The 17,095-nt window shown below is 66.0% G+C and carries 13 protein-coding genes; 5 read left to right on the forward strand and 8 right to left on the reverse strand.

Features of this window, described 5'->3' with window-relative positions:
• Positions 1 to 1,050 (reverse strand): cytochrome d ubiquinol oxidase subunit II, encoded by a 1,050-nt coding sequence (gene cydB, locus ASG92_RS12420; protein ID WP_056628639.1) that lies wholly within the window; start codon positions 1,048 to 1,050, stop codon positions 1 to 3.
• Positions 1,051 to 1,068: 18 nt separating this feature from the next.
• A complete protein-coding gene (locus tag ASG92_RS12425; protein WP_056628642.1) occupies positions 1,069 to 2,670 on the reverse strand; it encodes a cytochrome ubiquinol oxidase subunit I in 1,602 nt (533 codons plus the stop codon).
• 273 nt (positions 2,671 to 2,943) lie between these two features.
• Between ASG92_RS12425 and ASG92_RS12430 the strand changes: the two genes are divergently transcribed.
• Both ASG92_RS12430 and ASG92_RS12435 read left to right on the forward strand, forming a co-directional pair.
• A complete protein-coding gene (locus ASG92_RS12430) occupies positions 2,944 to 3,330 on the forward strand; it encodes a BlaI/MecI/CopY family transcriptional regulator (RefSeq protein WP_056628644.1) in 387 nt (128 codons plus the stop codon).
• A gap of 6 nt (positions 3,331 to 3,336) precedes the next feature.
• Positions 3,337 to 4,323: a M56 family metallopeptidase gene (locus ASG92_RS12435; protein ID WP_056628645.1), complete on the forward strand. Its 987-nt coding sequence runs from the start codon at positions 3,337 to 3,339 to the stop codon at positions 4,321 to 4,323.
• A gap of 52 nt (positions 4,324 to 4,375) precedes the next feature.
• Here the strand turns inward: ASG92_RS12435 and ASG92_RS12440 are convergent, their stop codons facing one another.
• Positions 4,376 to 6,484 carry a DNA topoisomerase IV subunit B gene (locus tag ASG92_RS12440; protein WP_056628648.1) on the reverse strand — a complete coding sequence of 703 codons (2,109 nt, stop codon included), beginning with the start codon at positions 6,482 to 6,484 and terminating at the stop codon, positions 4,376 to 4,378.
• Positions 6,485 to 6,709: 225 nt separating this feature from the next.
• On the opposite strand from ASG92_RS12440, the gene ASG92_RS12445 reads away from it, so the two are divergent.
• A complete protein-coding gene (locus tag ASG92_RS12445) occupies positions 6,710 to 6,931 on the forward strand; it encodes a hypothetical protein (RefSeq protein ID WP_056628651.1) in 222 nt (73 codons plus the stop codon).
• 191 nt (positions 6,932 to 7,122) lie between these two features.
• On the opposite strand, the gene ASG92_RS12450 is transcribed toward ASG92_RS12445, so the two are convergent.
• The 5 genes from ASG92_RS12450 to ASG92_RS12470 all read right to left on the reverse strand — a co-directional run bounded on the left by ASG92_RS12450 (position 7,123) and on the right by ASG92_RS12470 (position 13,676).
• Entirely contained in the window at positions 7,123 to 8,439 is a 1,317-nt protein-coding gene (locus ASG92_RS12450; protein ID WP_056628654.1) for an RNA polymerase sigma factor, read from the reverse strand.
• Between the two features lie 264 nt (positions 8,440 to 8,703).
• Positions 8,704 to 9,894: a winged helix DNA-binding domain-containing protein gene (locus ASG92_RS12455; protein ID WP_056628797.1), complete on the reverse strand. Its 1,191-nt coding sequence runs from the start codon at positions 9,892 to 9,894 to the stop codon at positions 8,704 to 8,706.
• 61 nt (positions 9,895 to 9,955) lie between these two features.
• Positions 9,956 to 11,251 (reverse strand): DUF4192 domain-containing protein, encoded by a 1,296-nt coding sequence (locus ASG92_RS12460; RefSeq protein WP_056628657.1) that lies wholly within the window; start codon positions 11,249 to 11,251, stop codon positions 9,956 to 9,958.
• Between the two features lie 98 nt (positions 11,252 to 11,349).
• Positions 11,350 to 12,690 carry an MFS transporter gene (locus ASG92_RS12465; RefSeq protein WP_056628660.1) on the reverse strand — a complete coding sequence of 447 codons (1,341 nt, stop codon included), beginning with the start codon at positions 12,688 to 12,690 and terminating at the stop codon, positions 11,350 to 11,352.
• Between the two features lie 47 nt (positions 12,691 to 12,737).
• A complete protein-coding gene (locus ASG92_RS12470; protein ID WP_056628662.1) occupies positions 12,738 to 13,676 on the reverse strand; it encodes a PAC2 family protein in 939 nt (312 codons plus the stop codon).
• Positions 13,677 to 13,932: 256 nt separating this feature from the next.
• On the opposite strand from ASG92_RS12470, the gene ASG92_RS12475 reads away from it, so the two are divergent.
• Positions 13,933 to 15,456: a leucyl aminopeptidase gene (locus tag ASG92_RS12475; RefSeq protein ID WP_056628665.1), complete on the forward strand. Its 1,524-nt coding sequence runs from the start codon at positions 13,933 to 13,935 to the stop codon at positions 15,454 to 15,456.
• Positions 15,457 to 15,696: 240 nt separating this feature from the next.
• The gene (gene lpdA, locus ASG92_RS12480) at positions 15,697 to 17,079 is read left to right on the forward strand and encodes a dihydrolipoyl dehydrogenase (protein WP_056628668.1); all 1,383 of its coding nucleotides are present in this window, start codon (positions 15,697 to 15,699) and stop codon (positions 17,077 to 17,079) included.
• Positions 17,080 to 17,095 lie beyond the last annotated feature (16 nt).

Genomic DNA, 17,095 nt, shown 5'->3' on the forward strand with positions numbered 1-17,095 from the left:
TCAGTCATTCCTGGTGAACGCCTTGGCGGCAATCGCCGGCAGGAAGCTGTGCGCCTCCGGGATGTGCGCGGCGCTGACCCGGCGGCGGAACACCCAGTAGGTCCAGGCCTGATAAGCGATGACCAGCGGAAGTCCGACGCACGCGACGACGCTCATGAGGCCCAGCGTGTAGTCGGACGATGAGGCATTGGAGACGGTCAGGCTGAACGCAGGGTCAATGGTTGACGGAAGGACCACGGGGAACACGGCTCCGAAGATGGAGGCCGAACCGCACAGCAGGAACACGCCCACTGCCAGGAAGGCCCGGCCCTCGTTGCCGCTTCGGGCCTGGAACCAGGCGACAGCAGCCGCAACGACCGCGACGGCGAGCACGGCCACCGTCCAGGCCTCGCCGCTGAGGAGCTGCACGCTGACGGCCCAGCCGGCCAGCGGCAGCAACAGGACGGGCAGCAGCCGCACAAGCCAGCGGCGGGCACGGTGCCGGACATCGCCGTCGGTCTTCAACGCCAGGAAGGCCAGCGCATGCAGCAGGGCGAACCCTGCCACCGCGAAGCCACCAAGCAGCGCGTAGCCGCTGAACCAGGAGAACGGGCCGCCGTCGCGGTCCCCGTTGGCGTCCAGGGGCAGGCCCGTTGTGGTCAGCGCCAGGGCGGCCCCCACGCCGAAGGCGGCAACGAAGGAGCCGGCTGCTATGGCCCAGTCCCACGTGTTGCGCCACCGGTCGTTGTCCACCTTGCCGCGGTACTCAAACGCAACAGCCCGGAAGATCAGTGCGACCAGGACGACCAGCAGCGGCAGGTACAGGGCCGAGAAAAGGGAGGCGTACCAGAACGGGAATGCCGCAAAGGTGGCACCGCCCGCGGTCAGGAGCCAGACTTCGTTGCCGTCCCACACCGGCCCGATTGTGTTAAGCAGCACGCGGCGCTCAGTGTTGTTGCGGGCGAAGATCTTCATCAGCATTCCCACACCCAGGTCGAAACCCTCGAGGAAGAGGTATCCGGTCCACAGGACGGCGATGGCGATGAACCAGATGGTCGGCAGCAGTTCCATGCTCAGTATCCTCAGCTGTTAGTAGGCGAATGCCAGGACGTCGTCGGCTGTTCCGGACTTCCCCGGCCCGCCCGGGCCCGGGGTGCCGTCCTCGTTCTCGTCCACCGGTGCGTGGACCAGTTCGGGCATGGCCGAAACGACGCCGCCGCGGACGTACTTGACGAGGAGTTTCACCTCCACCACGAGCAGCACCGCATAGATGGCGGTGAGGACGATCAGCGACGTGAGGATCTCGCCGGCGGAGACCCCGGGGGAAACTGCCGCGGCGGTGAACATGAAGACCTGGTCGATGCCGTTGAGGTCGGGGTTGGGCGCCACGACGAACGGCTGCCGGCCCATTTCCGTGAAGATCCAGCCGGCGGCGTTCGCTCCGAACGGGGCCAGGATGCCGAACACGGCGAGCCGCATGAGCCAGCGGGACTCCGGCACGGTGCCGCTGCGGGTGACCCACAGGGCCAGGAGCGCGGCCAGGGCCGCCACGCCGCCGAAGCCGATCATCATGCGGAACCCCCAGTAGGTGACCTCCATGACGGGCACGTACTCGATCTCCTGACCGGCCCGGTCGCCGTAAATGGCCTCATTCGGCACGTGCGTGCCGTAGTCCGCCTTGTACTGGTCCAGCAGGCTGTTGACGCCCTTGACCTCGGTGGTGAAGTCGCCCTTGGCGAGGTAGGAGAGGATGCCGGGGACCTCGATCAGCGCCACGATGTCGTCGCAGTTCCGGGAACCGAGGTTGCCGACGCTGAGGACTGAGAAGCCCGTTCCGTCGTGGCAGGCGGCTTCGGCGGCGGCCATCTTCATGGGCTGCTGCTCGAACATCAGCTTTCCCTGCAGGTCGCCGGTCAGCGCGGTGCCGGCGAAGGAAATCATGGCGACGACGGCGCCGATCCGCAGCGAGCGGATCCAGACGCTGTGGTCGGTAAGGTCCCGCCCCGGAATGTCGGCTGCGCCGGGAATGACCTTGCCGTCGCCTCCGACGGTGTCGATGCCGTCCCTGCGCCGCCGCCAGAGGTGGTACCAGGCGATGCCGAGCAGGAAGCCGCCGGCCACGGCGAGTGCCCCGAAGAGTGTGTGCGGCACGGCCACGAGTGCGGTGTTGTTGGTGAAGACGGCCCACGCGTCGGTCATGACCGGACGGCCATCGATCATCTTGACGCCCACGGGGTGCTGCATCCAGCTGTTGGCCACGATGATGAAGTACGCGGAAAAGAAGGATCCGATCACGGCGATCCAGAGGCAGGCCAGGTGGATGCCCCGCTTGAGCTGCTTCCAGCCGAAGATCCAGAGTCCCAGGAAGGTCGATTCGACGAAGAACGCCAGCAGTGCTTCAAGCGCGAGCGGAGCGCCGAAGACGTCACCCACGAAGCGGCTGTATTCGCTCCACGCCATGCCGAACTGGAATTCCTGCACGATTCCGGTGGCCACACCCATGATGAAGTTGATGAGGAAGAGCTTGCCCCAGAATTTCGTCATCCGCAGGTAGGCCGGGTTGCCGGTCCTGTGCCAGAGGGTCTGGATGACTGCCACGACGAGGCCCAGGCCGATTGTCAGCGGCACCATCATGAAGTGGTAGACGGTGGTGATCCCGAATTGCCAGCGTGCGATTTCCAAGGCTTCCAAGGCGGTCCCTACTTTTGGCTAGGTCTCAAGCTCTCAAGCGCTGTTTTCTACATTACGTAGAACATCAACTTCTACAGAGTGTAGAACACGGCGTCCGACGCTGTAAACATCGTTACACCGCCCGGGTCGGGCTGCAATGAGCCGCGGCGCGCCGCGCGTTCTACCTCATGTAGAAAGAACGGCGCAAACACGCTAGATTTGAACTTGAAGAATTGGAATCACAGCAAGGGGCCAGCCGGCCCCACAGCAATGCGTTGTCAAAAGGATGTACATATGGCAAGTCTTGGGGAACTGGAACGGGCGGTCATGGACCTGCTCTGGGCGGGCCACGAAGCAGCCACCGCCAACACGCTGCGGGACATGCTCGCACAAAGCACGGCGGCCCACGGCGGCGCAGCAGGGCACGAGGGCAAGGACCTGGCGGTCACCACTGTCCTGACCGTGCTGTCGCGCCTGGAAAAGAAGGGCCTGGTGGAGCGCGAACGCGGCACGCGGCCCCACCGTTACCAGGCGGTATCCAGCCGCGAGGACCACACCGCCGAGCTCATGCACGAAGTGCTGGGATCCGCCCCGGACCGCGAGGCCGTCCTGGCGCGGTTCATCGGATCCGTGACCGAAAGTGAAGCCGAGACGCTGCGCAAACTGCTTGGCCACAGCTAGCGGCAGATGTTCTGGACCTCATACTTCCTGGCGGTCCTGGCGATAGTACTGGCCTGGCCGGTGCCTATCCTCCTTTCCCGCGCCCACTGGCCGGCCCGGGATCCCTTCACGGCCATGCTGCTGTGGCAGGTCATCGGCCTCGCCGGCGGCCTGTCGATGATCGGCGCCATGCTGGTCTACGGCCTCGAACCGGTCGGGGACAACCTGATCGCCGGGCTGCGGGCCCTGGCCGGAATGGTGCTGTACAACGCACCTACCACGTCGCTGGGCTTCTGGCACCTGTTTGCGCTCTCCGCGGCCGCCCTGCTGACGGCGCACCTCGTCTTCACGCTGCTGCTGACGTACTACAAGATCGAGCGGCAACGCCGGCGCCACCGTGAACTGCTGGCGTTGCTGGCCTCGCCCTCCGCGGACGGGACGGGCACCGTGGTGATCAACCATGATTCGCCGGTGGCGTACTGCCTGCCCGGCGGGGCACGATCCGTCACCGTGCTCTCCGACGGACTCATGGCGGCCTTGGAACCCGCGGAGCTCCGGGCGGTCCTCATTCACGAGAACGCCCACCTTAACCAGCGCCACCATCTGCTGCTGTGGGCCTTCGCCGCCTGGCGCCAGGCCCTGCCCTGGCTGCCCACCACGCGCCTCGCCCAGGAAGCCGTGAACTCCCTGATCGAGATGCTCGCCGATGACGTCGCCCTCAGGACCGAAAGCAAGGCGACGCTGATCAAGGCCATAGCGATCGTCGCCAGCGGCTCTTCCGTTCCGCAGGCGGCACCGGCCATGGGCCCCGGCGCACTTCCCGGCGCGGGCCTGCAGCTGCCGGACGGCGCCGCCGGTGCCGGCTCGGCGAGCACGACGGCGTCACGCGTCAGCCGCCTTCTCTCGCCCCGGCCACCGCTTCCGGCCGCCCTCCGGGCCACAGTGGTGGCGGTCTGTGTCCTGCTGCTGGCCATGCCCACCGCGCTGCTGATCGTGCCCGGCCTGCTCGGCTGAGTCTGCCGGGCTGATCACGCCCGGCCACCCCGGCTGCGTGTGCCCGAGGGCTTCAGGCGTCGATGCGGTCCCGGTCCAGGCTCGCGGCGCCGGCGATGATGAAGTCCTTCCGCGGCGCGACGTCGGATCCCATCAGCAGGTCGAACGTGGCTTCGGCATGCTGGGCGTTTTCGATGTTGACCTTGCGGAGCATGCGGTGCCGTGGATCCATGGTGGTTTCGGCGAGCTGCTCGGCGTCCATCTCTCCCAGGCCCTTGTAGCGCTGGATGGGTTCCTTGTATTTCTTGCCGTCCTTGGCGAGCCTGGCAAGGAGGGCATGGAGCTCCGCCTCGGAGTAGGTGTAGATCATCTCGTTGGCCTTCTGGCCCGGGTTGATGACTTCCACGCGGTGCAGCGGCGGCACCGCCGCGAACACCCGGCCCTGTTCCACCATGGGGCGCATGTAGCGGAAGAAGAGCGTGAGCAGCAGTGTGCGGATGTGGGCTCCGTCCACGTCGGCGTCTGTCATGAGGATGACCTTGCCGTAGCGGGCCGCTTCAATCGCGAAGCTGCGCCCCGAACCGGCTCCGACCACCTGGATCAGGGCCGCGCATTCCGCGTTGGAGAGCATGTCCCCCACCGATGCCTTCTGGACGTTCAGGATCTTGCCGCGGATGGGCAGCAGGGCCTGGAAGTCGGAGGACCGTGCGAGCTTCGCGGTGCCGAGGGCCGAATCGCCCTCGACGATGAACAGCTCCGAGCGGGCGACGTCGTCGGTGCGGCAGTCCGCCAGCTTCGTGGGCATCGACGACGTCTCGAGCGCGGTCTTCCGGCGCTGCGTTTCCTTGTGGACGCGGGCCGAGATGCGCGACTTCATCTCGCTGACGATCTTCTCCAGCAGCAGCGCCGACTGTGCCTTGTCGTTGCGGTTCGCCGAGTTGAGCTTGGCCGCGATCTCCTTTTCCACCACCCTGGCCACAATCGCCTTGACCGCCGAGGTGCCCAGGATTTCCTTCGTCTGGCCCTCGAACTGCGGCTCAGCAAGCCTGACGGTCAGGACGGCGGTCAGGCCGGCGAAAATGTCGTCCTTCTCGATCTTGTCGTTGCCGGCCTTCAGCTTCCTGGCGTTGGTCTCGACGGCCTTGCGGAAGGTCTTGACCAGGGCCTGTTCGAAGCCGGCCTGGTGCGTGCCGCCCTTGGGGGTGGAGATGATGTTGACGAAGCTGCGGACCGCGGTGTCGTAGCCGATCCCCCAGCGCAGCGCGACGTCCACTTCGCAGTCGCGTTCGACCTCCGCCAGCTTGCTGTGGCCTTTGTCGTCCAGCACGGGGACGGTTTCCTTGAACTTACCGGCGCCGTGCAGGCGCCAGACGTCCGTCACGCCCGAGTCGATCGCGAGGAATTCCACGAACTCCGAGATGCCGCCGTCATGGTGGAACACCTCTTCGTGCGGACCCAGCTCGCCCGGGGTTCCGGCGAGCTTGCGTTCGTCCCGCACCGTTAGCTTCAGGCCCGGCACCAGGAAGGACGTCTGGCGGGCGCGCGCGGCAAGTTCGTCATAGGAGAACTTGGCGTCGGGCGTGAAGATCTGGCGGTCCGCCCAGTAGCGGATGCGCGTTCCGGTCACGCCCCGCTTGGCCTTGCCCACGACGTCGAGCACGGAATCGTCCACGAACGCGGCGAACCCGGCGGCCGGATCGGGCCGCGGGCCGCTGTCCTTGAACCGGCCGGGCTCGCCCCGGCGGAAGCACATCTTGTAGGTTTTGCCCCCGCGGTCCACTTCCACATCGAGCCGGGCGGAGAGCGCGTTGACCACCGATGCGCCCACTCCGTGGAGGCCGCCGGATGCGGTGTAGGAGCCGCCGCCGAACTTGCCGCCGGCGTGGAGCTTGGTAAAGACGACCTCGACGCCTGTGAGGCCGGTCTTGGGTTCCACATCCACGGGGATGCCGCGGCCGTCGTCGTGGATCTCAACGGAATTGTCCGCGTGCAGGATAATCTTGATGTCGTGGCCGAAGCCCGCCAGCGCCTCATCGACGGAGTTGTCGATAATTTCCCAGAGGCAGTGCATCAGTCCCCTGGAGTCCGTGGAACCGATGTACATGCCCGGACGCTTGCGGACCGCCTCCAGGCCCTCCAGCACCGAAAGGTGGCGGGCGGTGTAATCAGAACTCGGTGTCACAGGTCGTGGACTCCTTCAGCGACGGGCCTGGTAAGGCGTTAAAAAGCTCCCTCTAGCCTAGTCCTGCGGGGCCGTTTCGCCCTGCTGCCACTCCCGCCGCAGCGTCAGGCTGCCACTGTTTGTTACGGAGACGTGATACGCGGACAGCGAAAGTGACACATCCTTGCCATGGATTGGCTGCGAATGCTGGTTATATAGATGTACAGATCTACTAAGGAGGCCGACATGACAACAGCAGTTGCCGACCGCACACTCACCGCAGCTGACCGGTGCGACCGTTGCGGTGCGCAGGCATACGTTCGGGTTGTACTCGAGTCCTCCGGAGGCGAGCTGCTCTTCTGCGCTCACCATTCACGTGCCGTCGAAGCGACCCTCAAGCCGCTGAGCTCGGACTGGCACGATGAGACGGGCCGGCTTCACGAGAAGGCACCGGTACCGGTCGACTAGACCAAGCAGCTGAAAAGCGCGAAACAAAAAAGCCAGGGCTCCCGGCAAGGGGCCCTGGCTTTTTTCTGCCTGAAAACAAAGCCAGGGCCGCCATCCGGATTATCCGGTGGCGGCCCTGGCTTTGGCGTCCGATCCAAAGGCTCCTGGTTCAGGAAGCATCCGGTTCAGGAAGCCTCCGGTTCAGGAAGCTCCTAGTCCAGGTAGTCCCGCAGGACCTGGGACCGCGACGGGTGCCGCAGCTTGGACATGGTCTTGGATTCGATCTGGCGGATACGCTCACGCGTGACACCGTAGACCTTGCCGATTTCGTCTAAAGTCTTCGGCTGACCGTCCGTGAGGCCAAAGCGCATGGCCACCACTCCGGCTTCGCGCTCGGACAGCGTATCCAGCACCGAGTGCAGCTGTTCCTGCAGCAGCGTGAAGCTCACGGCGTCGGCCGGAACCACGGCTTCGGAGTCCTCGATGAGGTCGCCGAACTCGGAATCCCCGTCCTCGCCGAGCGGCGTGTGGAGGGAAATCGGTTCGCGGCCGTACTTCTGGACTTCGACAACCTTTTCCGGCGTCATGTCCAGCTCGAGGGCCAGCTCTTCGGGCGTGGGTTCCCGGCCGAGGTCCTGCAGCATCTGGCGCTGCACGCGGGCGAGCTTGTTGATGACTTCAACCATGTGGACCGGAATACGGATGGTGCGGGCTTGGTCCGCCATGGCGCGGGTGATGGCCTGGCGGATCCACCACGTGGCGTAGGTCGAGAACTTGAAGCCCTTCGTGTAGTCGAACTTCTCGACGGCACGGATGAGGCCCAGGTTTCCTTCCTGGATGAGGTCAAGGAAGAGCATGCCACGGCCGGTGTAGCGCTTGGCCAGCGACACCACGAGACGGAGGTTCGCCTCAAGGAGGTGGTTCTTGGCGCGCTTGCCGTCATGGATGATGAATTCAAGCTCACGCTTGTACTTCGGATCCATGGAACCGTCGTCGGCGTTGATCTTCTCCTCGGCGAAGAGGCCGGCCTCGATCCGGAGGGCGAGGTCAACCTCCTGCTCGGCGTTGAGGAGGGCGACCTTGCCGATCTGCTTCAGGTAATCCTTAACAGGGTCGGCGGTGGCACCGGCGGACATGACCTGCTGGACAGGTGCATCGTCGTCGTCGGCATCGGAGTAGACAAATCCAGAGCCGGTAGGCGCCGCGGCACCCTTGCCTGCCTCGTCGGCTTCGTCAACGAGATCGGCGGTGTCGGGTGATACGTCGTCGAGATCCTCTTCGACGTCCACATCGTCGTCGGAAGTTGAGCGGCTTCCGGCAGCTTCGGCTGCCGCCTTGGCGCCGGGCTTGGGGCCGCGCTTCTTCGGCTCGGGCTTCGAAGCGGCAGACGTTGAGCCGCCATCGGCGATCGCTGCAGCCTTGTTGGCGGCGCGGGTGGCTGCACGCTTGGCGCTGGTTGCCGCCTTCTTCTCCTCGGCAGACGCATCGGCCAGGGCGGCGGGTTCCTTCTTCGCGGAAGACGGGGTCACAGAAAACCTTTCTAGCGGCGGTCTGTGGAATCACCATACGGGCAACACCACTATGACCCTGTCAAGTCCGTGACTGATATCAGGTGCAACCGCGGCTGGCAGAGCCATTAAGTAGAACTGCCGGGGCGGCCGCAATGTTCCCGTTTCCGGGTTCAATTGCAAGCACTGATTCACGGACCCAACCGGGTCTCGGCAACCATTGTCTCATGGTTTTCCCCAACATGGCCGCTGGGGCTGTAATACGCGGGTGCCGGCGCTGTCCTGTCAGTAGGTGTCGAACTCGACGTCCACGGACGACGCGCCTCGCAACGGCGCGACCTGCTCGGCCTCACAATCTAGCGACCTCTTGTCCCGATCTGGCAGCGAGCCGAACGTCTTGATGGTGATGGTCAGCTTCCGGCCGCTCTTGCGTGGACGCCATGTGCCGACGATTTTGCCGCCTGCGAGGACCGTGCCCGGTGCGCCGACCGTCTTCCACGCTTCCGGGTGGTACTTCTTGTCGACGATCGTTTCGCGGTAGCGCATCTGGGTATAAGGGTCACGTGGCGGGAGCAGGCGCACCCCCTTCGGCCGGGGTGCCGACCGCAGTGCGTCGAGATCCTCGGTGAGGATCCATGACGTGCCGCCAAACTCGACCTGCGTCAGCTCGTCCTCGACCAGGTTCCACCAGGGGTCGGTGTCACCGGGATAGATCCCTGCCCACGCGGCGAAGTCTCCGCGTGTCGACGGTCCGTAGCAGCGCAGGTAACGGCGAAGCAGTTCGGCGCGCGCGAGGCCCGGGTCGATGTCCGGGATCGGATGGCCCAGCCACTCGTCGACCAGGACGAACGGTGCTTTGTTCCCGGCGCGCGGCGCGAAGCAGACCACCCGCTGCAACGTGAGGATGCGGACGCAGAAATGTACGACACCCTCCCCGAGCGGTTGACCCGGGGCGTAGGGACCTTCTTCCTCCCAGGTGTCGCGTTGTCGCTTCGGCAGCCTGCGGGCAATACGCGTGGCGATCTCCGCGCCCAGCTCGTTGATGGCCAGCCTGCGCCCGGACAGCACGTCACCGATCTCGGCGCCGGTCAGCTCGACCGTCTCTATCAGGCTCATGTTAAGTTCGTCCAACGCCTGCTCCACGCCGGGAACGAGATGGCGCATCGCCTCCTCGGTCGGCGGTAGCACGCCGGTGGTGAATACGGGTGCGTCCGAGGCCGGGAAGTAGAACGGCGAGCCGCGCATGCACCAGGTCTGCAGCAGGCTCTTCTCCTCGGCGACTGCGTCGGCCACCTGTTCCTGCGTGAGGTTCCGCACCCTGGCGTGCAGGGCAAGCAACGCCGACCCGGGCGGGCTGTTCTGAATCCCGCACCGGCCGGCGGCGTCGAGCAGCCCACCTTCGCCCAACCGCTCGGTGAGATGATGGGCGCCAAGACGAAACGCGATGACCTCGCCCTTCGAAACCCTGTGAGCCACCGGCACATACTATCGCCGCCCGCCAGCCGACCCGCGTGAGGACATCAGTGGTCGCGGAATGTTATGCGGCGTCCGTCCCAAACTTCTGCCAGGCCGCCTCACGGCGTGCGGCCCACCCGCAGATGGTTCCGCGGCGGACCACTTCGGAAAGCAGTTCCGCGAGCCTGTATCCCGGGCTGGCCTCCAATGCCTGGCTCAGCGAAGCGTGGGCGAAGGACCCCCTCCCCCGGCACCATTCGATCCATCCCTTTGCCGTTAGGGCAGCAGCCCGTGCTTCACCCGGGCCGCGGGAGGACAGTTGAAGCATCACCTCTTCGAGGCGCTTCATCGTGTTCCAGTCGGGCAGCGACGGGCTCAGGCCCAGCAGGACCTCGCCGTATCCGGGCACGGGCACAGCGTCGCGACCGCGGGACGTCCCCTGATCCGCACGGCCGGCTCCCGCATCGGTCTCCGGCTGGCCTGCCGGACGGGACAGGGCCGGACCGGACAAGTCCGGACTAGGCAGGGCCGGACCGGACGGCGGCAGGCCGGCCCGCGCCGAGAAGATCCCGAATTCCTCCGCGCCTTCCTCTGCCGCTGTACGTCCCGCGGCAGCCATGACCAGGACGGCGTCACGCCACGGCGGGACGCGAAGGCACGCACGCAGGAATCCTGCCATTTCCGGCCGGAGGTCGGCGCCGGGGTCGGCGGCCAGCACCCTTTCCCACGCGTCCAGGACCCTGTCGAACTGGGGCCGGCTGGTCCGCCTGCTCTCAAGCTCGCCGGCCCAGCGCTGCTCGGCGGCCTCCACGGCCGGGTCCGGCGCCGCCTGCCGGCTATCGTCCTCGACCAGGGCGGTTCCGGGCGGCGCCCCGACGCTGCTGCCAAGGAACACCATCTCCGCATTGAGGCGGCTGTCGCGGATCTCGGCCACGGGACGGCCGGGCAGCGCGCAGCAGCCGGCATCAGTGCAGTAGGCGTTGCGCCAGTACTCATCGCCGACGTACCAGGCGTCCCGCACCGGCATTCCGGCGAGTCCGAGCGCGGATTCAAGATCAGCCAGCAGCGGCCGGCCCGCGCCCTGCCCGGATTCCCCCGGCCCGGAGGCGTCCGTCCAGCCGTCATTGGTGAAGAACATCAGCAGGGAGCCGTCGGCGGCGTCGTCTGCGAGCAGGTAACCGGCCACGGTCCGGGCGAAGTCTTCCCGCTCGCGGCGGGATCCGGATACGGGCAGATCGACCCGGAGCGTGGCTCCGAGGCGCTTGCCCTGCATGGTCATGGCCACGAGGCTGCGGGACGGCCAATATCCCAGGCTGTGCGGAACGTACCCCAGGATGTCTTCGGGGCCGGTGATGGTGAGGTGCTGGGGTGCTGTCATGCATCCAGCCTCGGGCAGTCAGTTACCGTCCGGTAGGCCCAGATTTTGCCATGTGGATTAAGCCGGGTGTGGAGGGATAGTGCCTGCCGAGGTCGCTGCTAGTCGCGGGACGGCTCGCTGCGCCGGGCGTTCCTTGCCCTGCGCTGTTCGGCCAGGACTTTGAGCAGCGGCTGTACCACCACGCCCTGGGCCGCCATCTGGCGGCGCACTTTGCGGCGGACCACCAGCGTGCCGACGGAACCGATTCCGAGCAGCAGGAAATGCACGCACAGGGCGACGCGGAACGGCTCCAGGCCGTACAGCACCCCGTTGGAGAACCCGGTGGCGTACAGGATGTCCAGCACCGCACCGATCAGGTAGATCGCCACAAGCGCAGCGATGAACCCGCCGACGTTGACGATGCCCGTGGCAGTACCGATCCGGTGGGCCGGGTTGAACGTACGCGCGAAGTCGAAGCCGATCATGGATCCCGGCCCTCCGATGGCCAGCACCACCACCAGGCCGGCCAGGAGCCACAGGGGCGAGCGGCCCGGGTAGAGCAGCACGGCCGCCCAGGCTGCGGCGGTGGCGCCGGCGATGAGCAGCACCATGGTGGAACGCCGGAGCGGGTGCCGTGAGACGAAGCGTCCGATCAGCGGGCCGGCACCGATGGCGCCCGCCACATAAAGGGCCATGAGCGAGGCAACGGTGCCGGCGTCGAGGCCCTGGGCCGAAATCAGGAACGGATAACCCCAGGTCATGGCGAAGACGGTGCCGCTGAACTGGATGGTGAAGTGGCTCCACAGGCCGAGCCGTGTGCCCGGCTGCTTCCAGGCCCGGGAAAGGGACACGCCGGTGGCGCGCAATCCCTTCGTCGCCGGCTGGGCAGGGGTTCCGTGCGGGAGGTCCTGCAGGAGTAGGATCACCAGGACGACGGCGACTCCGGACAGTCCTGCCAGTGCCAGGAAGGCGGGGGTCCAGCCTGCGGTGTGCAGCATTAAGGCGAACGGCACCACGCTGATCAGCTGCCCGAGCTGCCCGGACATGCCGGTGAGCTGGGTCAGCAGCGGCACCCGGGCCGGAGCGAACCAGAGCGGGATCAGCCGGATGACGGAGATAAAGGTCATGGCATCGCCGGCGCCTACCAGGACGCGTCCCAGCACACCGGCCGGAACACTGTCTGCGAAGGCGAGCTGCAGCTGGCCGAGTCCCATGAGCAGGGCTCCGCCGGCAATCATCGCCCGGGACCCGAACCTGTCCACCAGCACGCCCACCGGAATCTGGAGTCCGGCGTAGACGAGCAGCTGCAGGACCGTGAAGAACGAAATCGCCGAAGCGCTGGCGTGGAACCGTTCCGTCGCCTCGAGTCCGACCACGCCAAATGACGTACGCTGGGTCACAGCCACCAGGTACGAAAAAATGCCGATGGACCAAACGAGCCAGGCGCGGGGTGCAGTCACCCTTACATTATGCCCGGACGCCGCAAAAATCGTATTTTATTGACGGCTTATTGAGCCGGATTTTCGCGGGCCAGGTAGGCCTCCACGGCAGCACCCAGCGCATCACCGTCGGGCAGTTCGTCGTTCTCGTCTGCCAGCAGGGACCGCCGCACCGTGCCCTCGGCCTTCTCGTCGTAACGGGCCTCCAGCTTGGACACCACCTGCTGGACGTCTTCCGAGGCCTCGATCTGTTCGGCGATCTGCCGGCCCACCTCGCGGCCGGATTCCCGGAGCCTGTCCGTGGGAAGCATGAGCGAGGTGGCGGCGCCGAGGTACTCAAGTCCCGCCACGGCCGCGGTGGGGTATTCAGCCTCGGCGAGGTAGTGCGGAACGTGAATGACGTAGCCGGCGACGTTCCGTCCGGCCTCCGTCAGGCGGAGCTCCAGCACATGCCCCACTGCCGCCGGCACTTCGACGGTCGGCTTCCAGACCGAGATGCCCTCGATCAGTTCGGGGCGGTTGCCGTGCACGGTCACGCCCACCGGGCGGGTGTGCGGCACCGGCATGGGAATGGAGTGGATCCACGTCACCAGATTGACGTCCAGTTCCTCCACGATCCGCACGACGGCCCGAGCGAAGCGCTCCCATTGCAGGTCCGGCTCAAATCCGGCGAGGAACAGGAACGGACTTCCCAGCCCGTCGACCAGCCGGTACAGCGCCAGGCTCGGCGCCTGGTAGTCCTGCAGATGGTCCTCCACGAAGGACACGTGGGGCCTCCGTGAACGGTAATCGATCAGCTGGTCGGCGTCGAACACGGCAACGCGCTCGGAATCGAGGGTGTCGAGGAGCTCGGCCGTGATCTGCCTGACCACATGGCCGGCGTCGGCGAAACCGGTAAATCCCATCACCAGATTCAGCCCGCGCAATTCGGGGCTGTGGAACAGCTCAATGTTTTTGGCATAGAGCGCATCGGGGTCCAGCAGCGAGCCGGAAATCCGTTCAAACACGGCGAGTTCCTTTCGTGGTCGGAGGGTTAATGTCCATAACGCTGAGCAACCATACGGAATTCCTCATCCTGCTGTGGCGCGGCTCTCAATCAATCCGGCTCCTGCGCCGCCGAGAGACTACGATCGGAACTGGCCTTTACTGAGGGCCACTGCTGCCGGCGGCCTCCCACACGGACGGCGGCCGGGTACCCATGGCAGGGCGCCTTACATGCACTTCCTGCCCGAAATAATCACAGAGAATTGAGGACTGATCCTCGTGGTCAAGAATACTGAAATCAACCTTAGTGCCATTGCGCGGGACCTGAAGAAGGCGGCCAGCGACGCAGTTGTCATCGGCGTCGGCCAGGGGGCGGACGGTCCCGTCCTGCTGGATAATCCGCTGACGGCGAAGTCGGCCGAGGCACTGGCCGATTCGTTGAAGGTTCTTGGCATCACCGGGGCCGCGGACCAGGCCGTCCGCCTGCCCGGGCTCCCCGAGACGGGCTCCGGGGTCCTGGTGCTGGCGGGAGTCGGCAAGGTCAGCGACGGCCAGCGGCTGTCGGGCGAGGCACTGCGCCGCGCCGCCGGCTCCGCCGTGCGCCAGCTCGCCGGACTCTCCTCGGTCACGCTGGCATTCCCGACGGCGGATGTCGCCGACGTGGCGGCGGTCGCCGAAGGCGCCGCGCTGGGAGCCTATTCCTTCACGGAGCACCGGTCCTCCAAGGACGGCCTCAAGGACCCGGTCAGCAACGTTGCCATCTTCACCGAGCTGGCCGGCGACAAGGAGCTCGAGCCCGCCCTCAAGCGCGCCGGCCTCCTTGGCAGGGCAGTCAACGCCACACGCTCGCTGGTGAACCAGCCGCCGAGCCACCTCTACCCGGAATCCTTCGCCGACGCCGCCAAGGAACTGTCCAAGGGGCTGCCTGTCAAGGTCACAGTGTGGGACGAGAAGCGCCTTGAGAAGGAAGGCTTCGGCGGCATCATGGGCGTGGGCAAGGGCTCCGCCCGCCAGCCCCGCCTCGTCAAGGTGGAGTACGCGCCGGCGAAGGCCACCCGGAAGATCGCGCTGGTGGGCAAGGGCATCACTTTCGACACCGGCGGCATCTCCATCAAGCCGGCCCTCGGCATGGGTGACATGAAGAGCGATATGGCGGGTGCCGCCGTCGTACTTAATACAGTGCTGGCCCTCGCGGAACTGGGCCTGCCGGTCAAGGCAACCGCCTGGCTGTGCATCGCGGAGAACATGCCGTCCGGCGCGGCGTCCCGTCCGGCCGACGTCCTGACGATGTTCGGCGGGAAGACCGTTGAGGTCCTTAACACCGACGCCGAGGGCCGGCTGGTCATGGCCGACGGCATTGTCGCGGCGAGCCAGGAATTCCCGGACGCCATCATCGACGTTGCCACGCTGACAGGCGCCCAGCTGATTGCGCTCGGAAACCGCACCGCGGGTGTCATGGGTGCGGACAGCGTAACCGGCCCGCTCAAGGCGGCGGCCGACCGTGCCGGGGAGCTCGTCTGGCCCATGCCCCTGCCGGAGGAGCTGCGGCCCAGCCTCGACTCGCAGGTGGCGGACCTGGCCAACATCGGCGAGCGTCACGGCGGCATGATGACCGCGGCAGTGTTCCTGCGCGAGTTCGTGGGGAAGGGCAAGGACGGCCAGCCGATCCCTTGGGCGCACATCGACATCGCGGGCCCCTCGTTCAACAACGGCGCGCCCTACGGCTACACACCCAAACAGGGCACCGGCTGCACGGTGCGCACTCTGGTGGCCTACGTCGAGGATCTCCTGGCCGTAGCCTGACCGCTGGCGCGGCTGTGTGACGGGCGGCGTGATCCGCCTGCCACACAGCCGCGTGACACTCGACACAAGCGCTCCACAAATGTCCCGGCAAGGTGGAGCATGGATAAGTGGTTCGCTAAGGTGAACCACGTTAGTCACAAATGAAAGGGAACCAGCCTGCTGGCATAATCACGGCAGAGCAAGTTCCAAGACCAGATGATGCGTACTCTCGTGTCATCGTTCACGCGAGGGAGCGTCTAAGTGGCCGATCAGGCAACTGCGCAAGAATTCGACATCCTGGTACTCGGTGGCGGCAGCGGCGGATACGCCACGGCCCTCCGGGCCGTTCAGCTTGGCCTCACCGTCGGCCTCGTGGAGAAGGGCAAGCTCGGCGGCACCTGCCTGCACAACGGCTGTATCCCCACCAAGGCGCTGCTGCACTCCGCGGAACTGGCCGACCACGCCCGCGACTCCTCCAAGTACGGCGTGAACGTCACCTTGGACGGCATCGACATCACGGCCGTCAACGCCTACAAGGACGGAATCGTCGCCGGCAAGTTCAAGGGGCTGCAGGGCCTCATCAAGTCCAAGGGCATCACCGTCATCGAGGGTGAGGGCAAGCTCCAGGGCTCCGACACCGTCGTTGTGAACGGCACCGCCTACAAGGGCAAGAACATCGTCCTCGCCACGGGCTCCTACTCCCGTTCGCTTCCCGGCCTGGAAATCGGCGGCCGAGTCATCACTTCGGACGAAGCGCTGACCATGGACTACATCCCCAAGAGCGTCATCGTCCTGGGCGGCGGCGTGATCGGCGTCGAGTTCGCTTCGGTGTGGAAGTCGTTCGGCGTGGACGTCACGATCGTCGAAGGCCTGCCCTCGCTGGTCCCGAACGAAGACGCCACCATCGTGAAGAGCCTCGAACGGGCCTTCAAGAAGCGCGGCATCAAGTTCTCCACCGGAACCTTCTTCCAGGGCGTCGAGCAGGACGGCAACGGCGTCAAGGTCACGCTGGTTGACGGCAAGACGTTCGAGGCCGAGCTCCTCCTGGTGGCCGTCGGCCGCGGACCGGTCACGGCCAACCTCGGCTACGAAGAGGCAGGCGTAACTATCGACCGCGGGTTCGTCATCACCAACGAGCGCCTGCACACCGGCGTCGGCAACGTCTACGCCGTGGGCGACATCGTTCCCGGTGTCCAGCTGGCCCACCGCGGCTACCAGCAGGGCATCTTCGTTGCCGAAGAAATTGCCGGCCTGAAGCCCGTCATCGTCGAAGACGTCAACATCCCCAAGGTCACCTACTGCGAACCCGAAATCGCCACGGTCGGCTACACGGAAAAGGGCGCCAAGGAAAAGTTCGGCGAAGACCAGGTCGAGACCCAGGAATACAACCTCGCCGGCAACGGCAAGAGCTCCATCCTCGGCACCGGCGGCCTCGTCAAGCTGGTCCGCCAGAAGGACGGCCCCGTCGTCGGCGTCCACATGATCGGCTCCCGCATGGGTGAGCAGATCGGCGAAGCCCAGCTGATCGTGAACTGGGAAGCCTACCCGGAGGATGTGGCCCAGCTGCTGCACGCCCACCCGACCCAGAACGAGGCGCTCGGCGAAGCCCACCTCGCCCTCGCGGGCAAAGCCCTCCACGGCTAAAGCAGCTCCGCAAAAC

It is taken from the genome of Arthrobacter sp. Soil736, from assembly GCF_001428005.1.
Taxonomy (GTDB): domain Bacteria; phylum Actinomycetota; class Actinomycetes; order Actinomycetales; family Micrococcaceae; genus Arthrobacter.

What these genes read in the sequence shown, in the direction of transcription:
- ASG92_RS12445 (WP_056628651.1), top strand. Translation starts at nt 6,710, where the DNA reads ATGACAACAGCAGTTGCCGACCGCACACTCACCGCAGCTGACCGGTGC.
- ASG92_RS12430 (WP_056628644.1), top strand. Translation starts at nt 2,944, where the DNA reads ATGGCAAGTCTTGGGGAACTGGAACGGGCGGTCATGGACCTGCTCTGG.
- ASG92_RS12460 (WP_056628657.1), bottom strand. Translation starts at nt 11,251, where the DNA reads ATGACAGCACCCCAGCACCTCACCATCACCGGCCCCGAAGACATCCTG.
- cydB (WP_056628639.1), bottom strand. Translation starts at nt 1,050, where the DNA reads ATGGAACTGCTGCCGACCATCTGGTTCATCGCCATCGCCGTCCTGTGG.
- ASG92_RS12435 (WP_056628645.1), top strand. Translation starts at nt 3,337, where the DNA reads ATGTTCTGGACCTCATACTTCCTGGCGGTCCTGGCGATAGTACTGGCC.